The 25,416-nt window shown below is 42.7% G+C and carries 29 protein-coding genes; 25 read left to right on the forward strand and 4 right to left on the reverse strand.

Annotated features, from left to right (window positions below; all coding sequences use genetic code 11):
- Window positions 1-83 precede the first annotated feature (83 nt).
- The 12 genes from NST85_RS02915 (at window position 84) to NST85_RS02970 (ending at window position 8,663) form a co-directional block, all read left to right on the forward strand.
- Entirely contained in the window at window positions 84-377 is a 294-nt protein-coding gene (locus NST85_RS02915; protein ID WP_127189992.1) for an RNA polymerase sigma factor, read from the forward strand.
- 1 nt (window position 378) lies between these two features.
- Complete coding sequence (locus NST85_RS02920) at window positions 379-534, forward strand: hypothetical protein (RefSeq protein ID WP_341188499.1); 156 nt, start codon at window positions 379-381, stop codon at window positions 532-534.
- Between the two features lie 379 nt (window positions 535-913).
- Window positions 914-1,864, forward strand: coding sequence for a cytochrome aa3 quinol oxidase subunit II (qoxA, locus tag NST85_RS02925; RefSeq protein ID WP_127189993.1), 951 nt, complete (start codon window positions 914-916; stop codon window positions 1,862-1,864).
- Between the two features lie 26 nt (window positions 1,865-1,890).
- Window positions 1,891-3,834 (forward strand): cytochrome aa3 quinol oxidase subunit I, encoded by a 1,944-nt coding sequence (qoxB, locus tag NST85_RS02930; protein ID WP_127189994.1) that lies wholly within the window; start codon window positions 1,891-1,893, stop codon window positions 3,832-3,834.
- Complete coding sequence (qoxC, locus tag NST85_RS02935; RefSeq protein WP_127189995.1) at window positions 3,831-4,427, forward strand: cytochrome aa3 quinol oxidase subunit III; 597 nt, start codon at window positions 3,831-3,833, stop codon at window positions 4,425-4,427. The genes qoxB and qoxC overlap by 4 nt, the downstream gene beginning before the upstream one ends.
- A gap of 1 nt (window position 4,428) precedes the next feature.
- The gene (qoxD, locus tag NST85_RS02940) at window positions 4,429-4,719 is read left to right on the forward strand and encodes a cytochrome aa3 quinol oxidase subunit IV (RefSeq protein WP_127189996.1); all 291 of its coding nucleotides are present in this window, start codon (window positions 4,429-4,431) and stop codon (window positions 4,717-4,719) included.
- Between the two features lie 259 nt (window positions 4,720-4,978).
- On the forward strand, window positions 4,979-5,326 hold the full coding sequence (locus tag NST85_RS02945; RefSeq protein ID WP_127189997.1) for a metal-sensitive transcriptional regulator: 348 nt from the start codon (window positions 4,979-4,981) through the stop codon (window positions 5,324-5,326).
- Window positions 5,327-5,499: 173 nt separating this feature from the next.
- Entirely contained in the window at window positions 5,500-5,700 is a 201-nt protein-coding gene (locus NST85_RS02950) for a copper ion binding protein (RefSeq protein WP_127189998.1), read from the forward strand.
- 386 nt (window positions 5,701-6,086) lie between these two features.
- Window positions 6,087-6,695, forward strand: a complete 609-nt coding sequence (locus NST85_RS02955) for an HD-GYP domain-containing protein (protein ID WP_246053928.1) — start codon at window positions 6,087-6,089, stop codon at window positions 6,693-6,695.
- Window positions 6,696-6,876: 181 nt separating this feature from the next.
- Window positions 6,877-7,893, forward strand: coding sequence for an EAL domain-containing protein (locus tag NST85_RS02960; protein WP_127189999.1), 1,017 nt, complete (start codon window positions 6,877-6,879; stop codon window positions 7,891-7,893).
- A 232-nt stretch (window positions 7,894-8,125) separates the two neighbouring features.
- Window positions 8,126-8,326 (forward strand): cold-shock protein, encoded by a 201-nt coding sequence (locus NST85_RS02965; RefSeq protein WP_009223993.1) that lies wholly within the window; start codon window positions 8,126-8,128, stop codon window positions 8,324-8,326.
- A gap of 103 nt (window positions 8,327-8,429) precedes the next feature.
- Window positions 8,430-8,663, forward strand: coding sequence for a cold-shock protein (locus NST85_RS02970; RefSeq protein WP_127190000.1), 234 nt, complete (start codon window positions 8,430-8,432; stop codon window positions 8,661-8,663).
- A gap of 84 nt (window positions 8,664-8,747) precedes the next feature.
- Here the strand turns inward: NST85_RS02970 and NST85_RS02975 are convergent, their stop codons facing one another.
- Window positions 8,748-9,413, reverse strand: a complete 666-nt coding sequence (locus tag NST85_RS02975) for a response regulator (RefSeq protein WP_127190001.1) — start codon at window positions 9,411-9,413, stop codon at window positions 8,748-8,750.
- Between the two features lie 17 nt (window positions 9,414-9,430).
- Window positions 9,431-10,585 (reverse strand): sensor histidine kinase, encoded by a 1,155-nt coding sequence (locus tag NST85_RS02980; protein WP_127190002.1) that lies wholly within the window; start codon window positions 10,583-10,585, stop codon window positions 9,431-9,433.
- Window positions 10,586-10,785: 200 nt separating this feature from the next.
- Between NST85_RS02980 and NST85_RS02985 the strand changes: the two genes are divergently transcribed.
- The 4 genes from NST85_RS02985 to NST85_RS03000 all read left to right on the forward strand — a co-directional run bounded on the left by NST85_RS02985 (window position 10,786) and on the right by NST85_RS03000 (window position 15,689).
- Window positions 10,786-11,721 carry an ABC transporter ATP-binding protein gene (locus NST85_RS02985; protein WP_127190003.1) on the forward strand — a complete coding sequence of 312 codons (936 nt, stop codon included), beginning with the start codon at window positions 10,786-10,788 and terminating at the stop codon, window positions 11,719-11,721.
- Between the two features lie 12 nt (window positions 11,722-11,733).
- Entirely contained in the window at window positions 11,734-12,900 is a 1,167-nt protein-coding gene (locus NST85_RS02990) for an ABC transporter permease (protein ID WP_341188500.1), read from the forward strand.
- Window positions 12,893-14,050, forward strand: a complete 1,158-nt coding sequence (locus NST85_RS02995) for an ABC transporter permease (protein ID WP_341188501.1) — start codon at window positions 12,893-12,895, stop codon at window positions 14,048-14,050. The genes NST85_RS02990 and NST85_RS02995 overlap by 8 nt, the downstream gene beginning before the upstream one ends.
- A 184-nt stretch (window positions 14,051-14,234) precedes the next feature.
- Window positions 14,235-15,689 (forward strand): sensor domain-containing diguanylate cyclase, encoded by a 1,455-nt coding sequence (locus tag NST85_RS03000; protein WP_341188502.1) that lies wholly within the window; start codon window positions 14,235-14,237, stop codon window positions 15,687-15,689.
- Here NST85_RS03000 and NST85_RS03005 read toward each other — a convergent pair.
- Window positions 15,686-16,174 carry a CcdC family protein gene (locus tag NST85_RS03005; protein ID WP_127190007.1) on the reverse strand — a complete coding sequence of 163 codons (489 nt, stop codon included), beginning with the start codon at window positions 16,172-16,174 and terminating at the stop codon, window positions 15,686-15,688. The two genes, NST85_RS03000 and NST85_RS03005, sit on opposite strands and share 4 nt — an antisense overlap.
- A 167-nt stretch (window positions 16,175-16,341) precedes the next feature.
- On the opposite strand from NST85_RS03005, the gene NST85_RS03010 reads away from it, so the two are divergent.
- The 6 genes from NST85_RS03010 to NST85_RS03035 all read left to right on the forward strand — a co-directional run bounded on the left by NST85_RS03010 (window position 16,342) and on the right by NST85_RS03035 (window position 21,461).
- Complete coding sequence (locus NST85_RS03010; protein ID WP_127190008.1) at window positions 16,342-16,797, forward strand: Rrf2 family transcriptional regulator; 456 nt, start codon at window positions 16,342-16,344, stop codon at window positions 16,795-16,797.
- A gap of 46 nt (window positions 16,798-16,843) precedes the next feature.
- Window positions 16,844-17,911: a lactonase family protein gene (locus NST85_RS03015; protein ID WP_341188503.1), complete on the forward strand. Its 1,068-nt coding sequence runs from the start codon at window positions 16,844-16,846 to the stop codon at window positions 17,909-17,911.
- 411 nt (window positions 17,912-18,322) lie between these two features.
- Window positions 18,323-19,396 carry a sulfate ABC transporter substrate-binding protein gene (locus tag NST85_RS03020; RefSeq protein WP_127190010.1) on the forward strand — a complete coding sequence of 358 codons (1,074 nt, stop codon included), beginning with the start codon at window positions 18,323-18,325 and terminating at the stop codon, window positions 19,394-19,396.
- 70 nt (window positions 19,397-19,466) lie between these two features.
- The gene (gene cysT / locus NST85_RS03025) at window positions 19,467-20,297 is read left to right on the forward strand and encodes a sulfate ABC transporter permease subunit CysT (protein ID WP_307397993.1); all 831 of its coding nucleotides are present in this window, start codon (window positions 19,467-19,469) and stop codon (window positions 20,295-20,297) included.
- Between the two features lie 33 nt (window positions 20,298-20,330).
- Complete coding sequence (gene cysW / locus NST85_RS03030; protein ID WP_341188504.1) at window positions 20,331-21,191, forward strand: sulfate ABC transporter permease subunit CysW; 861 nt, start codon at window positions 20,331-20,333, stop codon at window positions 21,189-21,191.
- Between the two features lie 45 nt (window positions 21,192-21,236).
- Entirely contained in the window at window positions 21,237-21,461 is a 225-nt protein-coding gene (locus NST85_RS03035) for a YezD family protein (protein ID WP_127190369.1), read from the forward strand.
- 98 nt (window positions 21,462-21,559) lie between these two features.
- Here the strand turns inward: NST85_RS03035 and NST85_RS03040 are convergent, their stop codons facing one another.
- On the reverse strand, window positions 21,560-22,465 hold the full coding sequence (locus NST85_RS03040) for a hypothetical protein (protein WP_341188505.1): 906 nt from the start codon (window positions 22,463-22,465) through the stop codon (window positions 21,560-21,562).
- Between the two features lie 709 nt (window positions 22,466-23,174).
- Between NST85_RS03040 and ssuE the strand changes: the two genes are divergently transcribed.
- The 3 genes from ssuE (at window position 23,175) to NST85_RS03055 (ending at window position 25,414) form a co-directional block, all read left to right on the forward strand.
- Entirely contained in the window at window positions 23,175-23,732 is a 558-nt protein-coding gene (ssuE, locus tag NST85_RS03045) for an NADPH-dependent FMN reductase (protein ID WP_127190014.1), read from the forward strand.
- Between the two features lie 155 nt (window positions 23,733-23,887).
- Window positions 23,888-24,493 carry an AAA family ATPase gene (locus NST85_RS03050; protein WP_127190015.1) on the forward strand — a complete coding sequence of 202 codons (606 nt, stop codon included), beginning with the start codon at window positions 23,888-23,890 and terminating at the stop codon, window positions 24,491-24,493.
- 216 nt (window positions 24,494-24,709) lie between these two features.
- Window positions 24,710-25,414 carry a response regulator transcription factor gene (locus NST85_RS03055; protein ID WP_211350018.1) on the forward strand — a complete coding sequence of 235 codons (705 nt, stop codon included), beginning with the start codon at window positions 24,710-24,712 and terminating at the stop codon, window positions 25,412-25,414.
- Window positions 25,415-25,416: the final 2 nt, after the last annotated feature.

Here is a 25,416-nt window from a genome sequence, read left to right on the forward strand (position 1 = left end):
TTTTTTATAAAAATTGATTTTAAAGTGGTTGATACTTTTCGTAGTGCTGATTCGATTAATACTCATGAGGAGGTGCTTACCGGTTGCATGAGAATTTTGAGCGTATATATGATCAACATTTCGATGGTGTTTATCGATTTGTCTTGTTCAAGACAGGAGATCGATGGGTTACAGATGATTTAGTAAGTGAGATTTTTCGTAAAGTATTTCAAAGAATCGATGTCATAGGTACATTAGCGCCGGATCAATGGAAACCATGGTTAATGACAGTTAGCCGTAATACGGTCATCGATTACTATCGACGTAAAAAGGAATATCCTTATGGTCATGACCCGGAAGTCTACGGATATTCAAAGGTTGAACCTGCGGAGCCATAAAATGACGTTAATTTCCCAGTTAGTTGGGGGAGCAGAGCCAGGAGAGATTACCACGCGACTCTGGAATAATGAGAAATTAATATTCCTTGCGGAAATGGAGGGGAGAGATGTCTTTTTCTCTTTTGATCCAGAGTCTGGCGAAGTAAACACGAACTGAATAAACGGAATGAAATAGTCATCAAACACCTAAAACAAAAGAGGTGATTGATGATTATTTCATTTAATAAGTGATAATAATCACAATCGATGTTTATAATATGACAATTTTCCGAACTTATGCGTTTATGATGATTAATGTGAACAATTATCGAAATCGTGATATTTGCTGAAATATGACCGAATATGGACGTAAACGGGGTATAAATTCAATGTGGGAGCAATATAGATGATTACATTTGTAAATATATTACATAATTTACTTTCTCTATGATTTGTATTTAATTTGGTGCTTTCATAACATAGAACTTAGATGTAAGACAAAGTCATTCCGATGTGATCGGGAAGATGATATTTAGAGAAAGGGGTATCAGTATCCTATGAAAAGGAAAGGGTTGCTGCTTGTAGTTTTTTCAGCGCTTCTTGTTCTCCTGACCGGTTGTAATTCACTAGCTGTATTAAACCCGAAAGGTCCGGCGGCCAAGACTCAATCTGAAGTCATTATTTTTTCAATGATAGTAATGGCGATTATACTACTGGTTGTTTATGTTTTGTATATCTTCATAATTACTAAGTACCGTGCGTCCAAAGCGGCACCAGATTATGAGCCACCTCATGAAGAGGGGAATTGGTTGTTAGAAATGGTTTGGATTGTCATACCTATCATCATTGTTACTGTGCTGTCTGTTGTTACGGTACGGAGTACAAGTGCAGTTGAGAATGTTGCTGCAGGTTATGAGAATGAGAAACCACTAGTTATTTATGCCGCATCCTCGGATTGGAAATGGCACTTTAGCTATCCTGAGGAAGGAATTGAAACGGTAAATTACGTTAATATCCCTACCCATCGCCCGATAGAGTTTCGATTGTACTCATACGGTGCAATATCGAGTTTGTGGATTCCGCAGCTTGGTGGTCAGAAGTACGCGATGAGCGATATGGTTAATACCCTACATCTTCTGGCAGAGCAACCGGGTTCTTATGTTGGTAAGAATGCTAACTTCTCCGGAAAAGGCTTCTCGCAAATGGAGTTTGAAGCTTTAGCGATGTCGCCTACTGAATACGCAGAATGGGTTAAAGAAGTCAAGGATACGGCTTCGGATCTAACCGAAGAAGAATTCAATTCTCTTTTAGAAATGAATTTTGCTGGTAGAAAGACCTATAAATCAACGCATTTAGAGTTTAACCCGCCACCTGAGGGTGAGAATGCGGGACATGATCATGGGGGTTCCTCAGATTCTGATTCTAGCACGGAGATGGACCACTCTGAAATGGACATGGACCATTCTAACATGGATCATTCAGAGGAAAATGCGACGAACGGCAACTGAAACTACTGGAAGGGGGTATATTTTAAATGAAATGGGATGAATTTTTCGTCACAGGAGAACCGATGATTTACGGGGCGATGGCTAGTATCGTTCTAGCTTCACTCGCGATCGTCGTTGGGTTGACCTATTTTAAGAAATGGGGCTACTTGTGGCGTGAATGGTTAACGACTGTTGACCATAAGAAAATCGGTATCATGTACATTATCGCTGCATTACTCATGTTATTCCGCGGTGGTATGGACGGGTTGCTAATGAGAGCCCAACTTGCCATTCCAGAGAATGGGCTTTTGGACGCGCAGCATTATAATGAGATATTTACTACACACGGACTTATCATGATTCTATTTATGGCTATGCCTTTCGTTATAGGATTGATGAACGTCGTAATACCGCTACAAATTGGTGCTCGCGACGTAGCTTTCCCTCGATTAAACGCTGTCAGCTTCTGGTTGTTCTTCGCGGGTGCAATGCTATTAAATATATCATTCGTAATCGGGGGTTCCCCGGATGCAGGATGGACTGCTTACTTCCCGCTAGCGAGTATTGAACTTAGTCCGACTGTAGGTAATAACTATTACTCAATTGCACTGCAGATTGCAGGGATAGGTACCTTGCTAACAAGTGTAAACTTCTTAGTTACGATTCTTAAAATGCGTGCGCCTGGTATGAAGTTAATGCGTATGCCGATGTTCACGTGGTCAGTATTAATCACGAACGTCATTATTTTGTTCGCATTCCCGGTGCTTACGGTTTCGCTAGCTTTGATGATGTTTGACCGTATGTTCGGTGCGCAGTTCTTTACGATGGCAAACGGTGGAATGGATATGCTCTGGGCGAACTTGTTCTGGGTATGGGGCCATCCTGAGGTTTACATCGTAATATTGCCAGCATTTGGTATTTATAGTGAGATTATCTCAACGTTCTCTCGTAAAAATCTGTATGGTTACAAATCGATGGTATACAGTATGGTTATCATTTCGCTATTGTCGTTCCTTGTATGGGCGCATCACTTCTATACAATGGGTCATGGTGTTACGGTCAATGGCTTCTTCTCCATCTCAACGATGGCCATTGCAGTACCTACTGGGGTTAAAATATTTAACTGGCTGTTTACGCTCCGAAAGGGCAAGATCGAATTTACGACTCCTATGTTGTATTCACTTGCTTTCATTCCGATCTTTACGATCGGTGGCGTAACAGGTGTCATGCTTGCTATGGCAAGTGCCGATTACCAGTATCATAATACAATGTTCCTGGTAGCTCACTTCCACTATGTATTAATCCCAGGCACAGTATTTGCAGTACTTGCAGGCTTCTACTATTGGTTCCCGAAATTGTTCGGATTTAGATTGAATGATAAGCAAGGTAAACGTGCTTTCTGGCTAATCGCTGTCAGCTTCAACGTGACTTTCTTGCCATTGTTCTTCTTGGGCCTTAAAGGAATGACACGCCGGACTTTCACGTATTCGGCAGAAACAGGTTTTGGTCCATTAAATATGCTTGCATCAATCGGTGCTGTCGGTCTGGCTCTTGGATTTGTATATCTGGTATATAACATTTACTGGAGTTTCCGTTATGCTCCGAGAGATACTACGGGCGATCCGTGGGATGCACGTACGTTGGAATGGAGCACGCCAAGTCCAGTTCCAGAGTACAACTTTGCACTCATTCCTAAAGTGGACGGACTAGATCCTTTCTGGAATTCTAAGAAGACAGGACAACCGTTAACTGAAGGAGAATATGAAGAAATTCATATGCCGAACAACAGTGGACAGCCATTTATCCTAGGGATGATTTTCATGGCCTTCGGATTCTGTATGGTATTCAGCTGGTGGGTTCCTTCGATAGTATTCGGAATTGGTATTGTGATCATGCTCGCGGTACGTTCATTCGAACGCGATCATGGACGTCATATTTCTGTCAAAGAAATTAAGGAGACGGAACAACGATTGCGGGGTGAACAGTCATGAAATTAGACAATACTTTGCCAATGGAATATAGATCAGAAGAGAACAGTAATCGAATTCTCGGGTTCTGGTTGTTTCTTGGAGCGGAAATTGTGCTCTTCTCAACTCTGTTTGCTGTCTACTTGACACTTTGGACTCGTACTGGGAGTGGACCTGATGCCAAGGAAATCTTTGAAATCGGGCCGGTACTCATTGAAACATTCCTGCTCTTGACTAGTAGTTTTACCTGCGGTCTTGCAGTGCATAGTATGCGACTTGGACTGAAGAAACCTTCGATGGTGTTCTTTGGAATCACGTTGTTATTGGGACTAGGGTTCCTCGGTGTAGAAATTATGGAATTTGTAACATATGTAAATGAAGGTGCTACACTTCAAACCAGTGCGTTCTTGTCCAGCTTGTTTGTTCTTCTAGGGACACACGGACTACACGTTTTAATGGGATTGCTGTGGGGCGGTGGCCTTATGCTACAAATCAGACGCGAAGGTTACACTTTAGAAACGTCAAATAAATCGTTTATTTTCTCACTATACTGGCATTTCCTTGACGTTGTCTGGATCTTCATTTTCAGTTTTGTATATTTGAAAGGACTGATGTGATATGAAAAAGCTATTCCCGATTCAACACGTGATGGGATATCTATTTTCACTTATCCTTTCAGTCGTTGCATTGTCCGTAATACTTTGGGATATGTCTGTAGCTCTGGGATTAACCATCCTGCTGATTTGTGCAGCCGTTCAGATGTCAGTTCAGTTGTTCATGTTCATGCACATTGGTGAGAATAAATCGAAAACAGCGCTATACACAAATCTCGGATATGCGTTATTGGTTGGTTTAATCACCATATTTGGTACATTGTTTACGATGATTTGGGGCTACCAGATCAAGTAATACAATAGTAAATAATTGAATGAGTTCAAGTTATAAAGATCACCTTGTATGCAGATGTGCTGCGTGCAGGGTGATTTTTTTGTGTGCTGGTGTGATAGAGAGGTGGGATCATTTATTCGAGTTGTTCACTTTGAATGAATATTCCAATCTATTAAAGAAGATATTAATAAAAATGAAACTCGCACTTTACATACCCCTAGGGGGTATGTAATAATGGATTTGTAGGGAAAAGCTAATGGGTTTTGTGAGGAGGGTTTATATGGAGAAGGAGAGTCATCCTCTTTCATCGCATTGTGCTAGGGAAGAAGGTCAAGAGGACGGCAAACGGATCAGAAACAGTCATCATTCGGAAGCGACTAAGAGTAATCTGACGAGCCGCTTAAACAGAATTGAAGGACAGATTCGCGGAATCAAAGGATTGATCGAGAAGGACACCTACTGCGATGACGTACTAAATCAAATTGCCGCTGCCCAGTCCGCCCTGAATAGTGTGGCGCGTCTACTCCTCGAAGGCCATATGAAGAGCTGTGTAATAGAACGCATTCAGGCTGGAGAAGAAGATGTTGTTGATGAGTTGTTGGTTACGATGAACAAGTTAATGAAATAATATTGGGAGTAATGCTAACAAAACTTTGAGCTTATGCTTCCGATGTGAGTTTTGTACGATCCATATTCATGAAGTAATGCTAACAAAACTTTAAGCTTATGCTTACGATGTAAGTTTTGTACGAACAATATTCAATGAAGTAATGCTAACAAAACTTTTAGGAGGAATTATTCATGCAAAATATTACTTTGAACGTAGAAGGTATGTCATGTGGTCATTGTGTTAAATCCGTAGAGGGTGCTGTTGCTGGTCTCGGCGCAGAAGCGAAGGTTGATCTAGGGGCGAAAAGTGTTAGTGTTTCTTTCGATGAAAGTAAGCTGACGGTTGAAGCCATTAAAGAAGCCATCGAAGAACAAGGATATGATGTTGTCTAAAGCAGAATAGGTTTTCTGCTGCTGCATTTAAGGCGTCTGCGAAAAGCAGGCGCTTTTTTGCGTTTATATGAACCGCCTCCAGTAGGAGGGTATTTATGCTGCTGATGATGAGTGTTGGGGTTTGTTTTTAAAAAAGTGACTTCGTTTATATTAATTTCACTGTAAGTATGTCTATGTTATAATTCCCTTTTTATCCTATAATATAATCGATATTTCCGACAAGAGATGCTAAATTTCGACTGTTTATTTTGTAAAATATGGCGTATAGTTGTAAGTGCAAGATATCCAATTTCCGCCTGTAAATACTAAAAAGGGGAGAATGGGACGAGAGGGGTCATACAAGCTACGATAAGTAAGTACGACTTAGTTTTAGGAGGCAAAGGACTGTGGTGACTGTTCCAAACGGAGCTGAGAAACAGAATATAGATAGGGAACCGGATGCTGCCAAGTGGATTAGTATGTTATGGCGGAAACATCCAGAGACTTATCAGCATTGTGTTAGGGTGGCCATTTTAGCTGAAAAAATAGCAATTCCATTAGAGTTAAGTAGTGCGGATAAGGATCAACTGATTCGAGGCTGCTTTTTACATGATATTGGCAAAGCAATGATTCCTCGTGAGCTCGTTCTTCAGCGAGCCCCGTTAACTAGGAAGCAATGGGATATTATTAAGATGCATCCCATACTAGGGGCAGAAATGGTTGAAATGAACACTGGACTTAGCGGGGACATTCTCGGGTTAATTCGACATCATCATGAACGGTGGGATGGTAGAGGATATCCAGAAGGCTTAAGTATGGAACAGATTCCAGTGCATGCACGAATATGTGCCGTTATTGACGCATTCGATTCTATGTTATCAGACAGACCTTATGGAAGTAAAATGCGTACTAGTGAAGCCAAATTAGAATTACTGCGGCATGCAGGTACCCAATTTGATCCTAATGTAGTGCATGCATTTATGAAACTTTCCGATGAAACTCTAAATATTTATTAATGGAGTAATGGAAGGAATTATATTAAACCAATAAATAGACTAGCTGGAAAATCTGTAATCGAGATTTCTACTGGTCTATTTTTTTCGTATTTGATAAAGAGACTAAGGTCACTCTAAGATATATTTGGGTTATGTTATAATTTTCCTCATCAACTGCTAAAGTGACTCTAGGGGGATTAACATGTTGCGTAGTGATCATGGCATTCATGCGGTACTTGTCGATCAGGGAGCTATTTCGTTTCGTCCGTGTTCGATGCCATTGATGACTTTTATGGAAGACCAGGGATGTATTCGTGATAGCAGTGTGCTTGGTTGTCAGTATAATTACTTGTCATGGGATGAAGCATTTCATCTGCTTGGCTGTGCGCTTGACTATAGCTCTTTAACTGGAGAAATACTTATGGGCAGCTTGATTACAGGCGACCAGCAGAATCGATCTCCGCTGTGGTTTTCCTTACCTCAAATGGAGTCTCGTATGAAGCGTCGCCGAATTATAAATATTATCGTGAACAAATGCTTCGAGAGTCATATGCAACCTATTGTGAATATTTTAGAAGAGACTATTGGGTATGAATTTCTACTTCGGCCTTCACTGAGTAAGGATCACTTTAGACCAAGTGATCTATTTGATGTGGCGCGGGAGACGGGACTTCAGTCTCAGCTTGATCAGGCAGCTAGGTTGACGGCTATTGAGACCAGTGCGCGGCATTTACCCCGCGGAATAAAGCGGTTTATTAATTTTTTGCCGTCTTCAATCGAGAACCCCAATCAATGCTTAAATCAAACGTTTGCGGCGATGGAGAAAATGTCGCTCGACCCGCGAGATTTTGTGTTTGAAGTCGTCGAGACTGAACGAATTACACACATGTCTCATTTGAAAAGTATTTTTAAAGTGTGCCGTAATATGGGGATTTCGATGGCTCTTGATGATGTGGGATCGGGTTATTCTACACTAGAGGAGATGAATGCTCTACGGCCTGACTATATTAAGATCGACCGTAGCTTGGTGAACGGGTGTAGTCGTAACCTTTTCAAACAAGAGCAAATTAAGCTCATTATACAGCAAGCGTATGCATTTGGGGGGAAGGTATTAGCAGAGGGAGTAGAACAACGAGAAGACTTCGAATTTTGCCTGAACAGTGGTGTAGTACTGGCTCAAGGCTATTTATTTGGTCGGCCGTGCAGGCCTGCTGAATAGTTGAATATTCCTAAAAAGAAGTGTAAGATAAAACATGACGAGTAAATTTATTTATTAATTCTGGATTTGCTTTTTACTTAAAAGGAGGATATAATGAATTTACTTGAGTTATTAAAAAAAACAATATTCACACATTGAAAAGAGTGTCACTCTTGTAAATGGAACTTTTTTCAATATGTGAATTTTTTTATGTAAAAAAGGAGCATGTTAATATTTTTTAGGAGGTACCCTCATGGAAACAGGAACAGTAAAATGGTTTAACGCTGAAAAAGGCTTCGGTTTTATCGAAGTTGAAGGCGGAAATGACGTATTCGTACATTTCAGTGCTATCACCGGCGAAGGCTTTAAAACGCTTGACGAAGGCCAACGTGTACAATTCAACGTTGTTCAAGGCAACCGCGGACCACAAGCCGAAAACGTCGTAAAACTGTAATGCAGGCTAAACTGCTCTTAACGCGTGCGTTAAGAGCAGTTTTTGTTTATTTTGGGGTATCGGGATCTTATAGGCCCATTCCAAAACCCGAAGGAGGAAAAGCATGAATTACCGTAAAAAAACGTTAGAAGAAATTCCTGAGGAGAGTACACCGGTTTGGTCTTGTAGCAGTGAGGATTGCAACGGATGGATGAGGGATAATTTTGCGTTTGATTACACTCCGGTATGTCCTCTGTGTTCCTCTGAAATGGTGAAGGGAACTAAAATGCTCCCCCAACTTGTGAATACTAACTCCGATCATAAATCGTTGCCGAAAGGCGTAAAGATTGATCGCTAGTTCATCGTAATTCGATCGAATTTGAGCAACCCTACTCGTTATTACGATTAGGGCTGCTTTTTTATTATGTAAATTATTAACTAATTAAATGTCTGTAGATGGAGTTTGTTCTTTCCAATAGAGGATAGCAATTTGTGTTCGGTCTCGGACGCCAAGTTTGCCCAGGATATCAGTTATGTAATTTTTAACCGTTCCTTCACTCAGGAATAGGTTCTGTGCGATTTCTTTGTTGGACATCCCGTCCGCAATTAGCGTTACAACATTGAGCTCAGTTGCTGTCAGCCCCGCTACAGATAGTTTGTTTACTTGTGGAGTTGGCATCGCTGGACGAAGTAGCCCTGACAGTTTGCGGGCGACATCGGGATGAATAAGCATACTACCGCTTTGTACCGTTTTGATTCCTTGAATGATTCGATCCGGCGGAATATTTTTAAGTAAATAACCGCTAGCTCCATTGCGTAGTGCTTCGAGAATGAATTCGTCGTCATCGAAGGTGGTTAATATCAGAACAGAAGTGTTAGCTGAAATCTCCTTGATTCTTCTAGTTCCTTCTACACCATCACAGACTGGCATACGTATATCCATCAGCACGACATCCGGTTGTCCTCCGCGTTGTAAGAAATCTACCGCTTCGGCTCCATTCGATGCAGATCCAATCACTTCAATATCCGAATCCATTCCAATTAAAAGTGTTAAACTCTCTCGAATAAAAGGATCATCGTCTACAATCAGCACTGCGATCTTTGACATGTGTAACACTCCTGTTCTTATCTGACCTCTTGGCGATACGTAATTGGAAGTCTTGTAGTGACGGTGAAGCGGGGCTCTAGGCTCCATTCCAGATGCCCTCCGGCCAAGTCACATCGTTCTTTCATCCCCGCTAGACCAAGTCCTGCACTCAGTTGGAGATTACCCGCGGGTAGAATGCCATCATTGCATACCGACATACAAACCTCCGTGTCTCTATAATGAATAACAATTCCAATCGATTCAGCATGACCGTGTCTTAGGGCATTCGTCACCGCTTCACGCGCGTTCTTATACAGGATGATCTCTTGGCTAGGGTAGAGGGTACAAGGTACCCCCTCCACAGTCAAAGAGGTAAGGATACCGGTATCTCTACCGATTTCCTCCAGCATTCGGCTTAGGGAGTGCATCCCTGTAACTTGTGGGGATGGTCTCATTCGGCGAACCGTTGCACGCATTTCATCCAGTCCGGTTGCTAACTGATCGCGAATCTCCTTCAATAAGTCCATTCCCTTGTCCTGGTCGGCTGGAATAATCTGAAGTGCTGCTTCCATCATCATTTTGGTTCGAATCATGCGATGTCCAACATCGTCGTGAAGTTGCTGCGAGATTCTACTGCGTTCCTCTGCCTGAGCAAATCCCTCTACTTGCTTGCTAAATAAGACTAGTCGGCTCTTGGATTCATCAAGCTCATAATGTTTCTTGCGCAGTTCGTCATATAAAAGTTGAGCTGCTTCCCTACGAAGCTCTAATCGCTGTAATAAGGTTACTAAGGCGGTGATAAGTAATAAGAAGATATTACTGGTTACAATCAGAACAGGGGGATGATTCAGTAGGGCGTAGTTAATAGCAATTAGATGCATCCCAAGCATCACCCAGCGAACCATTATAACAGGAAGAAGCAAGTATACAAATAACGGAGTAAGCGCAATGATGAACATCAAATTTCCATATGTCATACATAACCAGGTGGAGAAAATGATCTCGACAATGGAGAGCAACGTCAAGTGCGCTTCTTTATTCAGAAAACGGCCAAGTACAACTAGTGTGAAAAATAATAGAATATGAACAACGAATATTTCGTAAGAGATATCTTTTAGTAAGAAGATGTTGATAATTCCCGGAATCAACACCATTCCGTACATCAGTGGAAGGAGAGTATGTTTAGACATCATTCCCACCCTTTACTCGAGATATGGACATGTTTATAGGGATGACTTCAATGGAGTTATTATAGCATAATCATTTTTGGCCGAAGAGATGACTATAGTCACCTTCAATTCATGACCATTCGGACCTTCGTAATGAAAGCTGACTTGATACAATAAACACATGGAATTGGGAAATCAGCTCATTTGGGGGAGAGAAGAAACTAATGGCATTTATAGAAGTGAACGATGTCGGTAAGCGTTATGGAGATAAGTTGTCGGTGGATCATCTCAACTTACGTATAGAGGAGGGCGAGATCTTCGGGTTACTTGGTCCCAATGGTGCTGGGAAAAGTACGACGATAAACATGATCGTAGGTTTGCTTAAGTTAGATCAAGGTGAAATCCTTGTGGACGGAATTTCCGTTAAAGATCGGCCATTGGAAGTAAAGAAGAAGATAGGCCTCGTTCCACAGGATTTAGCGTTATATGAGATGATGTCAGCCGCAGATAACATTACGTTTTTCGGGAAATTATACGGTCTTCGGGGGCGTGAACTCAAGGAGCGGGTGACCGAAGCGTTACGATTTGTAGGTCTTGAGGATCGAGCTAAAGAAGCGCCGCGTACATTCTCGGGGGGGATGAAACGGCGGTTAAATATTGCTTGCGCGATAATGCATCACCCAAAATTGATTATTATGGATGAACCAACTGTAGGGATAGACCCGCAATCACGCAATCATATTTTAGAGTCAGTACGGGAATTAAATCGGATGGGATCTACGATTATTTATACGAGTCATTATATGGAAGAGGTGTCAGCTATTTGCGACCGAGTAGCTATCATGGATCAGGGGCATGTCATTGCTTGTGGCACCCAAGAGGAGCTACGCGACCTTGTTGCAGGAGAAGAAAAAATTGTCATGACGGCAATGGGAATAGGGGAAGCGGTTCTTGCGGAATTAAAACTCCATCCACGGATTAATAGCTTACACCAACATGATAATGTGTTAGAGCTGTATACAGCCTCCTCACAGAGTGATCTTCAGGATATTCTGTATATTTGTGCACAGCATGATGTGGTCATTCATTCTGTAGTGTGCGAGCGGCCTACGCTAGAGACACTATTCCTAAATCTGACCGGGCGCACGTTGCGAGATTAGGGGGATATCGTAATGAAGATGTGGCATATTATATGGTTTGAACTCCGAATGTTGATCCGAATGCGCGTTGTACTGCTCAATCAATTTCTACTTCCAATGGTGCTGATTTTGATTCTGGGCAATGCCTTGTCCGGGATGATTTCATTAGGAGATGATGCCCCGATAGATACGGTCACAGCAATGATTGTAGAGTCTCCTGGGCAAGAAGCTTTAACAAGTGTGGGGTGGAATGAATTCCTTAAGACTCCAGAGATAAGTGAACTGCTGAAGGTTCAACACGGTGATCATCGTGAGGAAGCAATCAGCTCACTTAAATCAGGCGATAGTGACTTTGCCGTAGTTATTCCGCCGGATTTTGCAGACAAGGTCATGAAAGGTGAGTCGGTCAAATGGGAGATGATTTATGGGAAAGATCACTCCAAAAATCATGTGGCTGAGATGATCTTTGAATCTTATTTGGATGAGGTGAATCGGGTGCAAGCTTCAACCATGGTGCTTGGACCTAATACCCTCAATTCTGCACCACAAAATGTTCCTACATCCTATGTTGAAATGGCTTCACTTAATAAAGAGGGTAATGCCTATTCAGCTTTCCAATATTATGCTGCGTCGATGCTTATCATGTTCTTGCTCTATTCTGGACTTACGGCAAGTAGCAGTCTTCAGAGTGAGAAGAGGAACAAGACACTCTATCGTTTAAACTCAACGCCAATTAGCACGCTGAAGATTTTTCTGGGGAAAATAGGTGGAAATAGCCTAGTCGCAAGCATTCAGGCTGTAGTCATTATTCTTGGTACTACATGGCTATACGGTGTGAACTGGGGAAGACATCCTATATATCTAATTCTTCTGTGCGCATTGGTCATTATGGCAGCGATGCTAATGGCAGTAGTCATAACTCTTCTATCGAAATCTTCAGAGTCCGCACAGACCATTTTTCAGGTTATCATTGTTGGAATGACTTTTCTTAGCGGAGGTTTTCAACGGATTCCGGTTGATATTATCGAGAAGTTAGGTGAATTTACAATTAATCACTGGGCGCTGCAAGGGATGATACGTATTATTCTGGATGCGAGTACTGGGGAAATACTTCAGCATGTGTTGATATTAGGATTATTTAATGTCATTTTGCTACTGGTAGGCACGGTGTCGTACCGAAAGGTGGGTTACCATGAATAGCTTTACGATTGCGTTGAATATAATTAAGCGAACGATTGGAACCAAAAAAGGCGTATTAGCGCATATTTTCTTGCCTTGCATTGTAATTGCTGCAGTTGTTGGTTTGCTTGGAAGGGAAGAAATAACCCGAGCAGAAATTGCCTATGTCAATGAAGATACAGGTGTAGCAAGTGAGTATCTGCTCGATGAATTGGCTAATAAACCGGATTATGTATTGAAGTCGTTCCAAAGTGAAGAGGTTATGAAGGAATATCTCATCGGGCTGAAAGGAAGTGTTGGCGTTATGATCCCTTCTGGGTTTACGGAAGGTGTTCTAACAGGGAATACTCCGATTTTGCAAACCTATGAAATGAAGATGAGTGAAGCAACGGTTACGATAAAAATAAATATTAACAATCTAGTAGCAGGGATGTCTTCGACTGCGGCAAGAGTGAATGCTTCCGCGATAGCTCAGGGTGAGGTGAGTGTCAACTTTTCGCGAGTACTGGACGAGATCAAGAAACACCGTATAAGCGCAGTTGATAATGACCTTAGATTATATCCTAAGCCAGGAATTACAACAGTTACAGGATTTACGCTTATGTTCTTGATGGGGTTGGTCAGTAGCACCGTTACTAGAATTGTAGAGGATCGCAGCCGTAGGACGATGGCAAGGGTGTTTAGTGCTCCCGTAAGGGCGTGGGAGATTGCTTTGGGTAACTTCCTAGGCAGCTTCATTGTGGGGCTTATGCAAATTGTTGTGGTGTTGTTCCTGACTCGCTCGGTACTGAACTACGATTATGGTGTTTCTGTACTGCCACACTTTCTAGTTTTGAGCGCTTTTATGCTTGTGGCGATGGGGCTTGCGAGTGCAGTAGCTGGTTTGATCCGCAATCCACAAAACACGGGGACTTTAAATAGTTTGATTATTATACCTACAAGTATGATTGGCGGATGTTTTTGGCCCATTTCCTTCATGCCTGATATTATGCAGAAAGCAGCGAATTTTGTACCACAGAAGTGGGCGATTGAAGCGGTGGAGAACTTATCAACTGGGGCGGGTATGCAGAGCCTAGCGCTACCCATGCTAATACTGGGTTTGATGGCCGTGATTCTACTAGCCATTGGCTCGGCCATTCTTCGTCCTAGCGAAACGAGTGCTGGTTTGTAAATAATAATATAGACGAATAAACAGGGTTATCTAGAGGCCACATTGGCGTTTGGATAGCCCTGTTAATGCGTTCTCTTAATATGGAAAATTTCAATTAAGGTAAAAAGATTGCGTAAATATATTAAATCTAATATGTTGTAATTGTAATTAGTACCATCACAACATGAAGGGGGGGGACTCGCCTTTGCAGAATAATTTGAAGGTAGCAACCCAGATATTCGACATTCCCTCCGGCAACAAGCAAAGAAAGTTCGCTTGGATTTTGTCGTTATTTATTATTATCGTTTCTATGGCAGTTATACCGTTTGGAAAGGAGATGTTACCTGATATACATCCTTTCTTACCGGCGATTATTTCTTGGTTTGTATTTGGTGATCTGATAACAGGTTATATTCTATTTAGCCAATACCGGGCTTCTGGCACAATCCCCCTTCTTGTACTCTCTTGTACATATCTCTATATGGGACTCATTGCAATTCCTTATGCTCTAACATTTCCAGGCGTGATCTCAGAGACAGGATTACTTGGAAATGGGGGCCAAACCTCGGTCTGGTTGTGGGTGTTCTGGCATGGGGGATTTCCTACGGGGATCATCATATATTTGATTACAGGTCTTGTATGGAAGGATCCTCTGATTTCGAAACAAAGGATTAATAAGTATGGCTTAATGGCTGTTGGCGGTAGTATCTTATCTGTCTTTATCGTATTTGCATTGGTAACGCTGGGAAGTGGTTGGTTTCCGAATATAATCTCTAAGGGAAACTACAGTAAGCTCATTAGTTCAGGAGTTGGCCCGGTAATCTGGATCCTAAATGTAATGGCATTGATGCTTATTATTATCAAATACCAGGGACGTAGTGTACTCAATCTCTGGGTCTCCGTGGCCATCCTTGCCTGTACACTTGATGTGACGCTTACGTTGTTTGCAGGTGCACGGTTTAGCCTCGGTTGGTATCTTGCTAGAGTTAATTCTATACTTGCGGGTACCGTCGTCTTTTATTCTATAGTTAATGAGGTTAATCGATTATTTATCAGATTGTCTGAGCAGCATAGAAAGCTAAGCGAATCGGAAAGACAATTGGAAGAAGCAAATGAGGAGCTTACCAGGCTATCCAATTTGGATGGGCTGACCGGTATACCAAATCGGAGACAAATGGACGAAGTATTGAGTAAGGAATTGGAAAGTTCAGAAGAGAGATCTTTATCCTTATTGTTGCTTGATGTAGACTACTTCAAACAATATAACGATTATTACGGACATTTGGGCGGGGACCACATTCTAAAAACCATTGCCCAGACTATATATGCGGAGGTGAAACCGTTTCGCGGCTTTGTAGCACGCTATGGTGGAGAAGAGTTTGCCGTGGTATTGACTAATCTGGACGCGATCGGAACGCTACTCATAGCCGAGAGGATCCGCGAGGGCATAGTTGAACTGAATATCCCACACGAAGCTTGTATAGCGTCCGATCGTGTGACGATTAGTATTGGAGGTTATGTTGTGGCCCCGCATGAATCGATAGATGGAGATGAGCTGATCCGCAAGGCGGATGAAAGTCTGTACCGAGCTAAGGATGAAGGTCGCAATCGCAGTATAGTGAATGGGTGGTACGACGGATATAGCGACTTTGAAATTTAATTACGGGCAGTGTTGGTAATCTTGTGGTATTCTTTCAGCATATACAAGCGCCAACGGAGGATCATTCCAAAAGCTAATATGAAGAATACAGATCCTGTTTGCAGTACAGTAATATATTGCTCTACTACTTCATGAAGGCCCAATCGAATGACGAGTAGGCCGATTAAGATGTAGGCGAATCCACGAGAGCGCTTAGCATATACTTGACCGTCCACAACTTCAAAGTGAGTACTTCGGATGAGTGGGTAAGAGAACAGCAAGGCTCCAACTACAAAAGCAATCAAGGCCCAGAGAACAGGAATATGCATCTCAGGCGCAACGAACATAAAGAATCCTGTCGACATACCCAGTGGCGGGATAATAATCCCTTTGATGGTTACAGGTCTACGGCTTGCTTTGAGCCTGATAAAGAGCGTCATAATAGCCATGACAAACGCTCCAACTGTAACGATAATGGGTATATAAGAGGAATGTAGAAAATTCATAATGTGGTCCCCTTCTCTTAATCTAATAATTAGATATGACATTAGTTTAGCGAGAACATTATATCATAATCACCTTAGAAATATAAAAATATGAAGATTGTGATGAGAATATTTAAATCTAGGGTCATTTTTTCGAAATATATGTAGTAGGGAAGGAGAGGTGAGGAGTGAATAGCGAGTTTACAGTTGCCATTCATTGTCTTCTGTTTCTGTACAAAAAGGACGAGTGTATGTCCAATAGTGAAGAGATTGCATGTAGTGTAGCGACCCATCCGGCAAGGGTGCGAAAAGTATTAAGCTCTCTTCGTAAGCAGGGGTATGTCGCAACGAAAGAAGGAGTGGGTGGGGGTTATCTACTTAGTGTGAGTTTGGATGATATTCATTTAGGAGATCTTTACCGTTTGTTTGCACGAGGTTCACTACATCCAGGATGGTGCTCGGGCAACGAGGTGTCGTCATGTTCTGTTTCTTCAAATATTCATGGTGTAATGAATCTTATCTTTGCTGGTGGTGAGGAACGACTGGAGTCATATTTTGCTGAGATCAGATTGTCTGATGTTAAGGCGCTATTAGAGGGAAATAAATTGGAAGCTATCAGAAGCAACATGAGTGATGGCTCGTAGTTAAGCTTCAAAAATAATAATAGGTATCATGAGAGGGGATTGTTTAATGCATTATCAGAGTGGGAAAGACGAGTTGCTGTTCTATGTAGGATCTTATGCCTCCAAGGATGAACCAAGTATTTATTTGTGTAAGTTAGACAGGAAGACTGGGCTGCTCACAATGATCGACAGTACTTCAGGGATCCTCAATCCATCTTTTCTAGTAGCAAATAAGGAGGCATCCCATCTGTATGTGGTTAGCGAGCAGACAACGGGTTCTGTATCTGCCTATGCGATAAATCCTGATAACGGTAAGTTGTCTGAACTGGGTGTACAGGTAATGGAAGGTGCAGATCCTTGTCATCTCGCGATTACTTCATCTGGATACATACTCATATCGCATTATTCTAGTGGTCATATCAATAGCTTTGGGTTAAATGAGAACGGTGCGCTTGCAGATATAAGCTCGCAAGTACAACATATAGGCGGAAGTGGTGCCATTGCTGACCGACAGGAAGCAGCTCATGCACACAGTATTGTACCGAATCAAGAAGGTAGTTATGCCTATGTCTCTGATTTGGGCCAGGATCAAGTTGTGATTTATGCGCTGAAGGATGGGAAGCTCGAGGCACGCGGAGAGGTAGCACTTCCTCCTGGCACTGGTCCAAGGCATTTCGTTATCCAAGAGTCAGTATCTGCTGCTTATGGAATTAACGAGCTTAACAATACAATAACAACTTATGCCTATGATTATACGGATGGTCATCTCGAAATGATTCAGCATATTACCACAATACCTGAGGATTTTACGGGAGTGAGCTATCCTGCGGATATCCACCTTTCACCTGATGGTCGTTATTTATATGGCTCAAATCGTGGTCATGACAGTATTGTGCGTTTTGCAATTGACCCTTCAACTGGTCTACTCAGTGAACCAAAATGGATGGGCACAGGAGGAGAATGGCCACGGAACTTCGCTGTATTGGAGGATTATGTACTAGTAGCGAACCAGAACAGCAATAACATTGTGGCATTTAAGCGAGATGGAGATACGGGTACGCTTACAGTCACGGGCAGTGAACTTGAGATAAAGGCTCCTTCGTGCATCGAGCCGTTGAATGGCGGAACAGAGTAACAATTAATTGGGATAAATAACCAAATGTAAACATGGATACCAATAACCTCCAAGCCACTTCTCGTCTAGTGGTTTTGGAGTTTTTTGTGTTAGCTGGGAGGATGGCTTTTATAAGCATAACTTATATGTTTTTCATTATTTTTACAAAAAAGGTTTGACAACAAAACAGGGTGCATATAGAATAATCCCATAGCACACTAAACAGGTAGGAATAATAAAAGTTCTCACCGTACGAACGGAAGAACGCTCTACTTACCTAGGCAGACACGGGTAGTAGCTCGGTTTGACTATTGGGGAGGGGCGTTTCTCCGTTTTTCTCGTATTTTCCATACCATGTGGAATTTACACCATCCTGTGAGCTCAGATTTGGAAGTCATGAACGATAATAAAGAGAGTATGGGGAGTGATAAGATGAAAAAGGTGTTGAAGCAAGGGGTTCTGTTGAGTTTGGTTCTGGTAATGTCCATGGTTATTGGAGCCTGCGGAAACGAGAAGAAGAACAACGCAGCGAGCGCAGAGGTCAATACGTCCAGCAGTGGAGAAAAGCTGAAAGACATCGAAATCTTAAATGTATCTTATGACCCCACACGTGAACTATACGAGAAATATAATAAGGCATTTGCAGAACATTGGCTTAAAGAGAAGGGTCAGAAAGTTACGATTAAGCAATCACATGGTGGTTCAGGCAAGCAAGGTAGAGCGGTCATTGACGGCTTAGAAGCAGATGTTGTAACACTTGCCCTTGGATATGACATCGATGCGATTCAGCAGAGTGGATTAATTAATGAAGGATGGCAACAAAAGTATGAACTGAACAGTTCGCCATATACTTCAACCATTGTATTCCTTGTTCGTAAGGGGAATCCAAAGGAGATTAAGGATTGGGATGATCTCATTAAAGAAGGCGTTGAAGTCATTACACCCAACCCACAAACTTCGGGTGGAGCACGTTGGAATTATCTAGCTGCATGGGGCTATGCTCTACACCACAACAATAATGATGAAGAAAAGGCGAAAGAATTTGTGAAAGAACTATTCCAACACGTACCGGTTCTAGATAGCGGTGCTCGTGGATCAACGACAACGTTTGTGGAACGTGGATTAGGTGATGTTTTACTTGCTTGGGAGAACGAAGCTTGGTTATCCGTTAAGGAGCTTGGCCCCGACAAGTTCGACATTGTGTATCCTTCTGAGAGTATTCTAGCCGAACCTCCAGTAGCTATTGTTGATAAGAACGCTGATAAAAGAGGGACTCGCGAGGTCGCCGATGAGTATCTAAAATATTTGTATTCAGAGGAAGGGCAAACAATCGCTGCGGAGAACTATTATCGTCCGACATTAGAAAGTGTAAAGACGAAGTTTGCTGATCAGTTCCCTGAAATCAAGTTGTATACGATTGACGAGGAATTTGGGGGCTGGGCTGAGGCACAACCGAAGCATTTTAATGACGGAGGCATATTCACGCAGATTTATGCGCCTAAATAACCGACCGTAATAAACGGAGGCGCGTCTCTATATTTTGCAGTAGGGACGCATTAGGAAAGGATGAAGATTGATGCACAGTACCACGACAAAGCGCGGGGTGTTGCCCGGCTTCGGATTGACTATGGGCTACAGCGTTCTTTATCTCAGTCTGGTGGTATTGATACCACTGTCTGCGTTGCTGTTAAATTCAACGGGACTTACTTGGAGCAAGTTTTGGGATGTTGCAACGGATCCGCGAGTACTTGCTTCATTTAAAGTTAGCTTCTTAACCGCTGCAGCGGCAGGACTAATTGACGTAGTACTTGGTCTGCTACTCGCTTGGGTGCTGGTGAGATATGATTTTCCGGGGAAAAGTATCTTTGATGCCATGATCGATCTTCCATTTGCGCTTCCTACTGCAGTTGCGGGGGTAGCACTAACGGCGATTTATTCCCCTAATGGTTGGATTGGTTCACTGTTTGAACCACTTGGGATACGAATCGCCTTCTCACCGATAGGGATTACGCTCGCACTTATGTTTATCGGTATTCCGTTTGTCGTCCGCACGGTACAGCCCGTGTTGCAGGATCTAGATGCAGAAGTGGAGGAAGCGGCGGCGACACTAGGTTCAAGTCGGTATCGCACCTTCCGTAAGGTGGTGTTGCCTGAATTGTTGCCACCTCTTATGACGGGTTTTGCACTGGCCTTCGCACGTGGAATTGGGGAGTATGGCTCGGTCGTCTTCATCTCAGGTAACATGCCGATGAGAACAGAGATTGCTCCGCTACTTATTATGTCGAAGCTCGAACAGTTCGACTATGCTGGAGCAACCGCCGTGGCCTTACTGCTGCTGCTGATCTCGTTCGCGTTGCTGTTGCTTATAAATTCACTGCAACGCCGCGTCCGCAAGACGGCACGTTAACCTGGATATGACGATGAACGGAGGATAAAGAAAATGGCCGGTTCAGTACCTTTAGCTTCAAATAAACCTTCTACGGCAAGAAAACGAGTGGCGAATGAATCGGTTGCTGTGAAGTGGACACTGATCGGGGCTGCTGTGTTAGTTATGCTCTGGTTAATTGTATTACCACTTACGATCGTACTGGCTGAAGCCCTGAAAAAGGGCTGGGGAGTATACGTGGAGGCTATTACTAATCCCGATGCATTGTCTGCGTTACGGTTGACCCTTCTAGTTGCCCTCATCACAGTACCGCTGAATACGATATTTGGCGTGGTAGCAGCTTGGGCGATTACGAAGTTTAAGTTTCGGGGTAAAGGGATACTCGTTACGTTAATCGATTTGCCCTTTGCGGTGTCACCTGTAATCGGTGGGCTAATTTATGTACTCGTCTATGGGGCACATGGTTGGTTCGGTCCCTGGTTACAGGAGCATGATATAAAAATAATCTTTGCACTTCCTGGAATTATTCTGGCCACATTATTTGTTACGTTTCCGTTCGTAGCTAGGGAATTAATCCCGTTGATGGAGGATCAGGGTCAGCAAGAGGAAGAGGCGGCTGTTACACTTGGTGCCCGGGGATTTAGGGTTTTCTGGAAAGTAACGTTGCCTAATATTAAATGGGGTCTATTGTACGGAATTATTCTTTGTAATGCTAGAGCCATGGGTGAATTTGGAGCTGTGTCTGTTGTATCGGGTCATATTCGGGGAGAGACCAACACGCTTCCACTGCATGTAGAAATTTTGTATAACGAGTACCAGTTCTCCGCGTCCTTTGCGGTATCTTCGCTGCTGTTGCTGTTAGCGCTTGTTACCTTATTGTTGAAGAACTGGTTTACTCGTAAGAGTCATCATTAAGATTTGTTTTGACTTGAATCGCCAGAGGAGAAAGGAGATTGCATGATGTCAAAACCATTACAGGTCGATAACGTGTGGCTAGAGCGGATCGCAGGAATGCTGAATGAAATGGAATTCGGATCGTTAAATATCATCGTTCATGAAGGGCAAATTGTTCAGGTGGAACGTACAGAACGGAAACGATATGAACTGGGTCAATCCGGGGGCGTCAAGTCATCTGGTGGACCACGGAATGTCGTCAAGCCTCTGCGCGAATCAGGAACGAGATAGAGAATGAACCTAAACAGAAAACCCCGATATCCGGTTACGCCTGGGCTATGGAGCCTGGTGTTCACGGAAATCGGGGTTTTTGTAAAGATGGCCTTCGTTTAATTAGTTGAACTTTCTGACTCCGTATCTGTAGGCAGGTCTCCTGTTGCTCTTCCAGTTGATTCGTTGTTCATCTGATCATAGTGGCCTGCAAAGGGGCGCGATCTCCGTGGTTTATTCCCTGCCAGCACAAAGCCTACAAAGAAGAGTAGCGCCTGGGCTCCAAGGATGTACGGGGATAAATCTAGACTAATCCAATGAATCAAACTGATGAGGGCGATAAAGATAGATAGGGCTTGAAGTAATGCTGCCCCTTCCACTTTTCTACGGCCACCCATTAGTGCGGGATAGAGTAGCAGCAGAGAGAAGATGACGGACACAAAGCATGTCCAGTTATTTAGCAGTATTCGTCCCTCTATCGTTGTTCCGACACTGAGATCTATGATGAGTTTGAATAGCCAACCAAAACAGAATAGTAGGGCCGATGCGAATAGAAAAGGTAGTATAGGACGTACTTGCTGCCATAGAGACTGCCCCCAGCTGGGGCGTTCAATCCCACTAAGCAGATTCTCGCGTTCTTCAATTAAGCGCTCGCTTTCTCTCTCCAACGTCTTTTGAAGCAGAGGGAGGCGAGCAGGGTCTTGATCATTGATATAAGCTCCGATTTGCACTAGCAGATCAGCAGTTATGTAAGGAGCAGCTCTACAGGCAAGTAGTCTGTCGCTTAATAGTTCTTCTTCGTAAGAAGCGGTCTCCAATTTATGAACCTTGCGCATCAACGGTCCTGCGGCAGCGGAGAACAGTTCTAAGCTAATTCTGAGATGATCTAACCTGGAGCGTTCCTTGCGCGCCATCTTGCGCTCCGATACACCATATAATCCAAGAAATAGAGCAAGTGCAAGGAAGGAGGCTAAAGCTGTCCTCTCGTGTTGCTGAAGCCAGGTTATCCATTCCGAAAGTGACACACTGATCACCCTTTCGATTTTCCTTTCTCCACTATTACATACGTTTGGGGCGTATTTCAAGACTCTACGATGAAATGAGGTCAAGAGATTGCAGAAATAGGGTGATAAACGGTGAATATATATGAAAGTTTGTATATGTAAGCAGTTTCCTACGAGATTGACAGGTAATTAAAATATTGATAGCATCATTTTTAAATAAAATGAAGGGTTCAGAATCAAAATCAATGCTAGACTACTTAAAATAGTGAGGGATTAACCCACTATCTGCATACTATCTGAACCGCCGTGCGTTGTCGCAAAGCATAGTGTATGGAAATGAGCCTAGAAGGTGGATGATCCGAGTCCAGATGGTGGACACCATGTAGGGTAAGCGGACACTGTGTACGCTAATTACTCAAAAACGCCCCGAAATTCAGATTTGGCGGACATGGGTTCCGTTATTGACCTAAATTGAGGATAAATCAGCACTATATCGACGAATAACGGATCCTATGTCCGTTACTACTTCTATATTGATGCTTTTGAGCGAAATAAGGTATCTCATGTCCGTCTAGCTACTTAGGCTTATGCCACTTGTTTTTATCCGGTACCTAAGATACCCAAGGGACTATGTATGGTTGTCGGAGGGATATTAAGTACATTAATTACTCATAAACAAACGCCGCAAAGTTCACATTAGGATTATACAACATTAAAAAGGAGTGTCATCATGGCAAAAGCTACGATAATAAATGGTAGTCCAACACCGGGCTCACGATTGACTGCCGTAATTTCTTTAGCGGAAGAGTTGCTGATTAAAGAGGGCTTTGAAGTACAACACGTCAATGTGGGTGAACTTCCACCAGGAGATCTGATACATACTAAATTCGAGAGCGAAGCCATCGTCAAGGCGAATGCCTTGGTAGCCGGGGCTGATGCGGTCATTGTGGCTAGTCCAGTATATAAGGCTTCATACACAGGGGTCTTGAAGACATTTCTAGATCTCGTTCCGGAAAAAGGCTTGGCGGGGAAAGTGATTTTACCGCTCTTCATCGGGGGGAGTCTCGCGCATCTGCTCGCAATAGACTATTCTCTCAAACCCGTGTTGTCTGTACTGGGTGCAAGGCATATCTTGGGAGGTGTCTATACTGTAGACTCTCAAGTGGTCCGAACTGAAGAGGGTGGTTTTGAAATTACGGAGGAGCTAGTAGGAAGAGTTAAAGATAATGTGAAAGAATTAGCGGAGGAAACAAAGATTCGTATTCACTATGCTTCATTATCTGAATAGTAAATTGCCGCGTTGTTGTTGCACCGGGTCAGCACACTTTGGAGTATATCCAAAGAAAATGATCCGGTTTATTATTATTTGCTAACGGTTGGAATTGGAATGGACGAATAGTACAATGAAAGCAGATGAATTTTAAAACCATAGGGGGCGCAACAATGCTGAAATTAGTGTTTTTTGTTGGGGTTGCGGGAACTGGGAAGACGACAGTCGCTCGGGGACTTGCTGAACGTATGCAGGCTACTTTTCTAGACCGTGATACAGTAGGCGGTAGATTTGTTGAGAAGATGTTGGAGATGAACGGACTGGATGTAAATGACCGCGATTCTGATTTTTATAAGAAACACCTCCGTGATTTGGAGTATGATACGACGAAAGACATCTGTATCGAGAATCTGGCGGCAGGGCAAAACGTATTTATGATTTCACCTTTTACAGCAGAGTTGAAAAATAAGGCATGGATCGAAGAGGTCATTTCAGCGGCGGGCCTAACAAAGCAAGAAGTAGATGTTAAGGTAATAGCCGTTACTCTTAGCGACATGGAGACACAGCGCAAACGGATTATTGATAGACAAACCGAACGTGACACGTACAAGCTAGAGCATTGGGATGACTTTAAGCAACGCGTTCAATTTGTACCGGACATTAACTGGGATATTTCTTCCACTTCGATTCTTGTTTTCGATAATAGCGGAGAACTGACAGAAGAGAAGATTAACAGCGTGTATCAGTTTGTGAATGGTTCAGATAGTAGTGTGTCCTGAAACATGTACTAAGATCGAGCTACTTGAAGAACATATGATAGATAAATATTAGCCTATACTATTCAAAATGACGCATAAACTGGATTCAGTGAATGCGTTATTTTTTTGTGTTTAGTGTAATAATAGGCTAAGCTAATCTGATACTAGAGGGAGTGTGCTCGCCCAATTTGCTGAGACCTTTGAACAAGAACAGAACTGATTTTGATGGAGGATTTCGTGGATAATAATAATCGTAATGAAATACTTCTCGTTGAAGATGATGATAACATAAGACGGTTTATAACGATTCATTTAACAAGTAATGGATTTGTGGTAAATGAGGCTGCATTAGGAGCAGAAGCGTTACTGAGCTTCGAATTGAGCAGGCCTGATATAGTTGTTCTGGACATTATGCTACCTGATGCCGATGGGTTTGAGATCTGCCGAAAGCTAAGGGAAAGGGAACCAGCGATTATCATCGTTTTCTTAACTGCACGTGGACAAGATCTGGATAAGATCAAAGGACTTGAAATCGGCGCTGACGATTATATTGTTAAACCGTTTAATCCACTAGAGCTTGTAGCAAGAATCAAAGCGATATTGCGTCGTACAGATATCGCTCTACAACCGCAAAGACTAGTACTTCAATCAGGTCCAATTCGGATGGATCTGAATTCGAATAAGGTGTTTAAGTGTGACGATTGTATTGAATTAACGCCGAAGGAATTCCACATGATAAAAACTTTTTTAGAACATCCCAACACAGCATTATCCAGGAATGAATTATTGAACCTCGTATGGGGAGAGGACTTCATTGGAGATCCTAAAACAGTAGATGTTCATGTACGAAAGTTAAGAGAGAAGATTGAAGATGATAGCTCGAATCCTTATTGGATCGAGACGGTATGGGGGTTAGGTTACCGCTTTAGGGAGGACGACTGAAG

The sequence above is a fragment of the Paenibacillus sp. FSL K6-2524 genome (genome assembly GCF_038005525.1).
GTDB lineage: Bacteria > Bacillota > Bacilli > Paenibacillales > Paenibacillaceae > Fontibacillus > Fontibacillus anaericanus.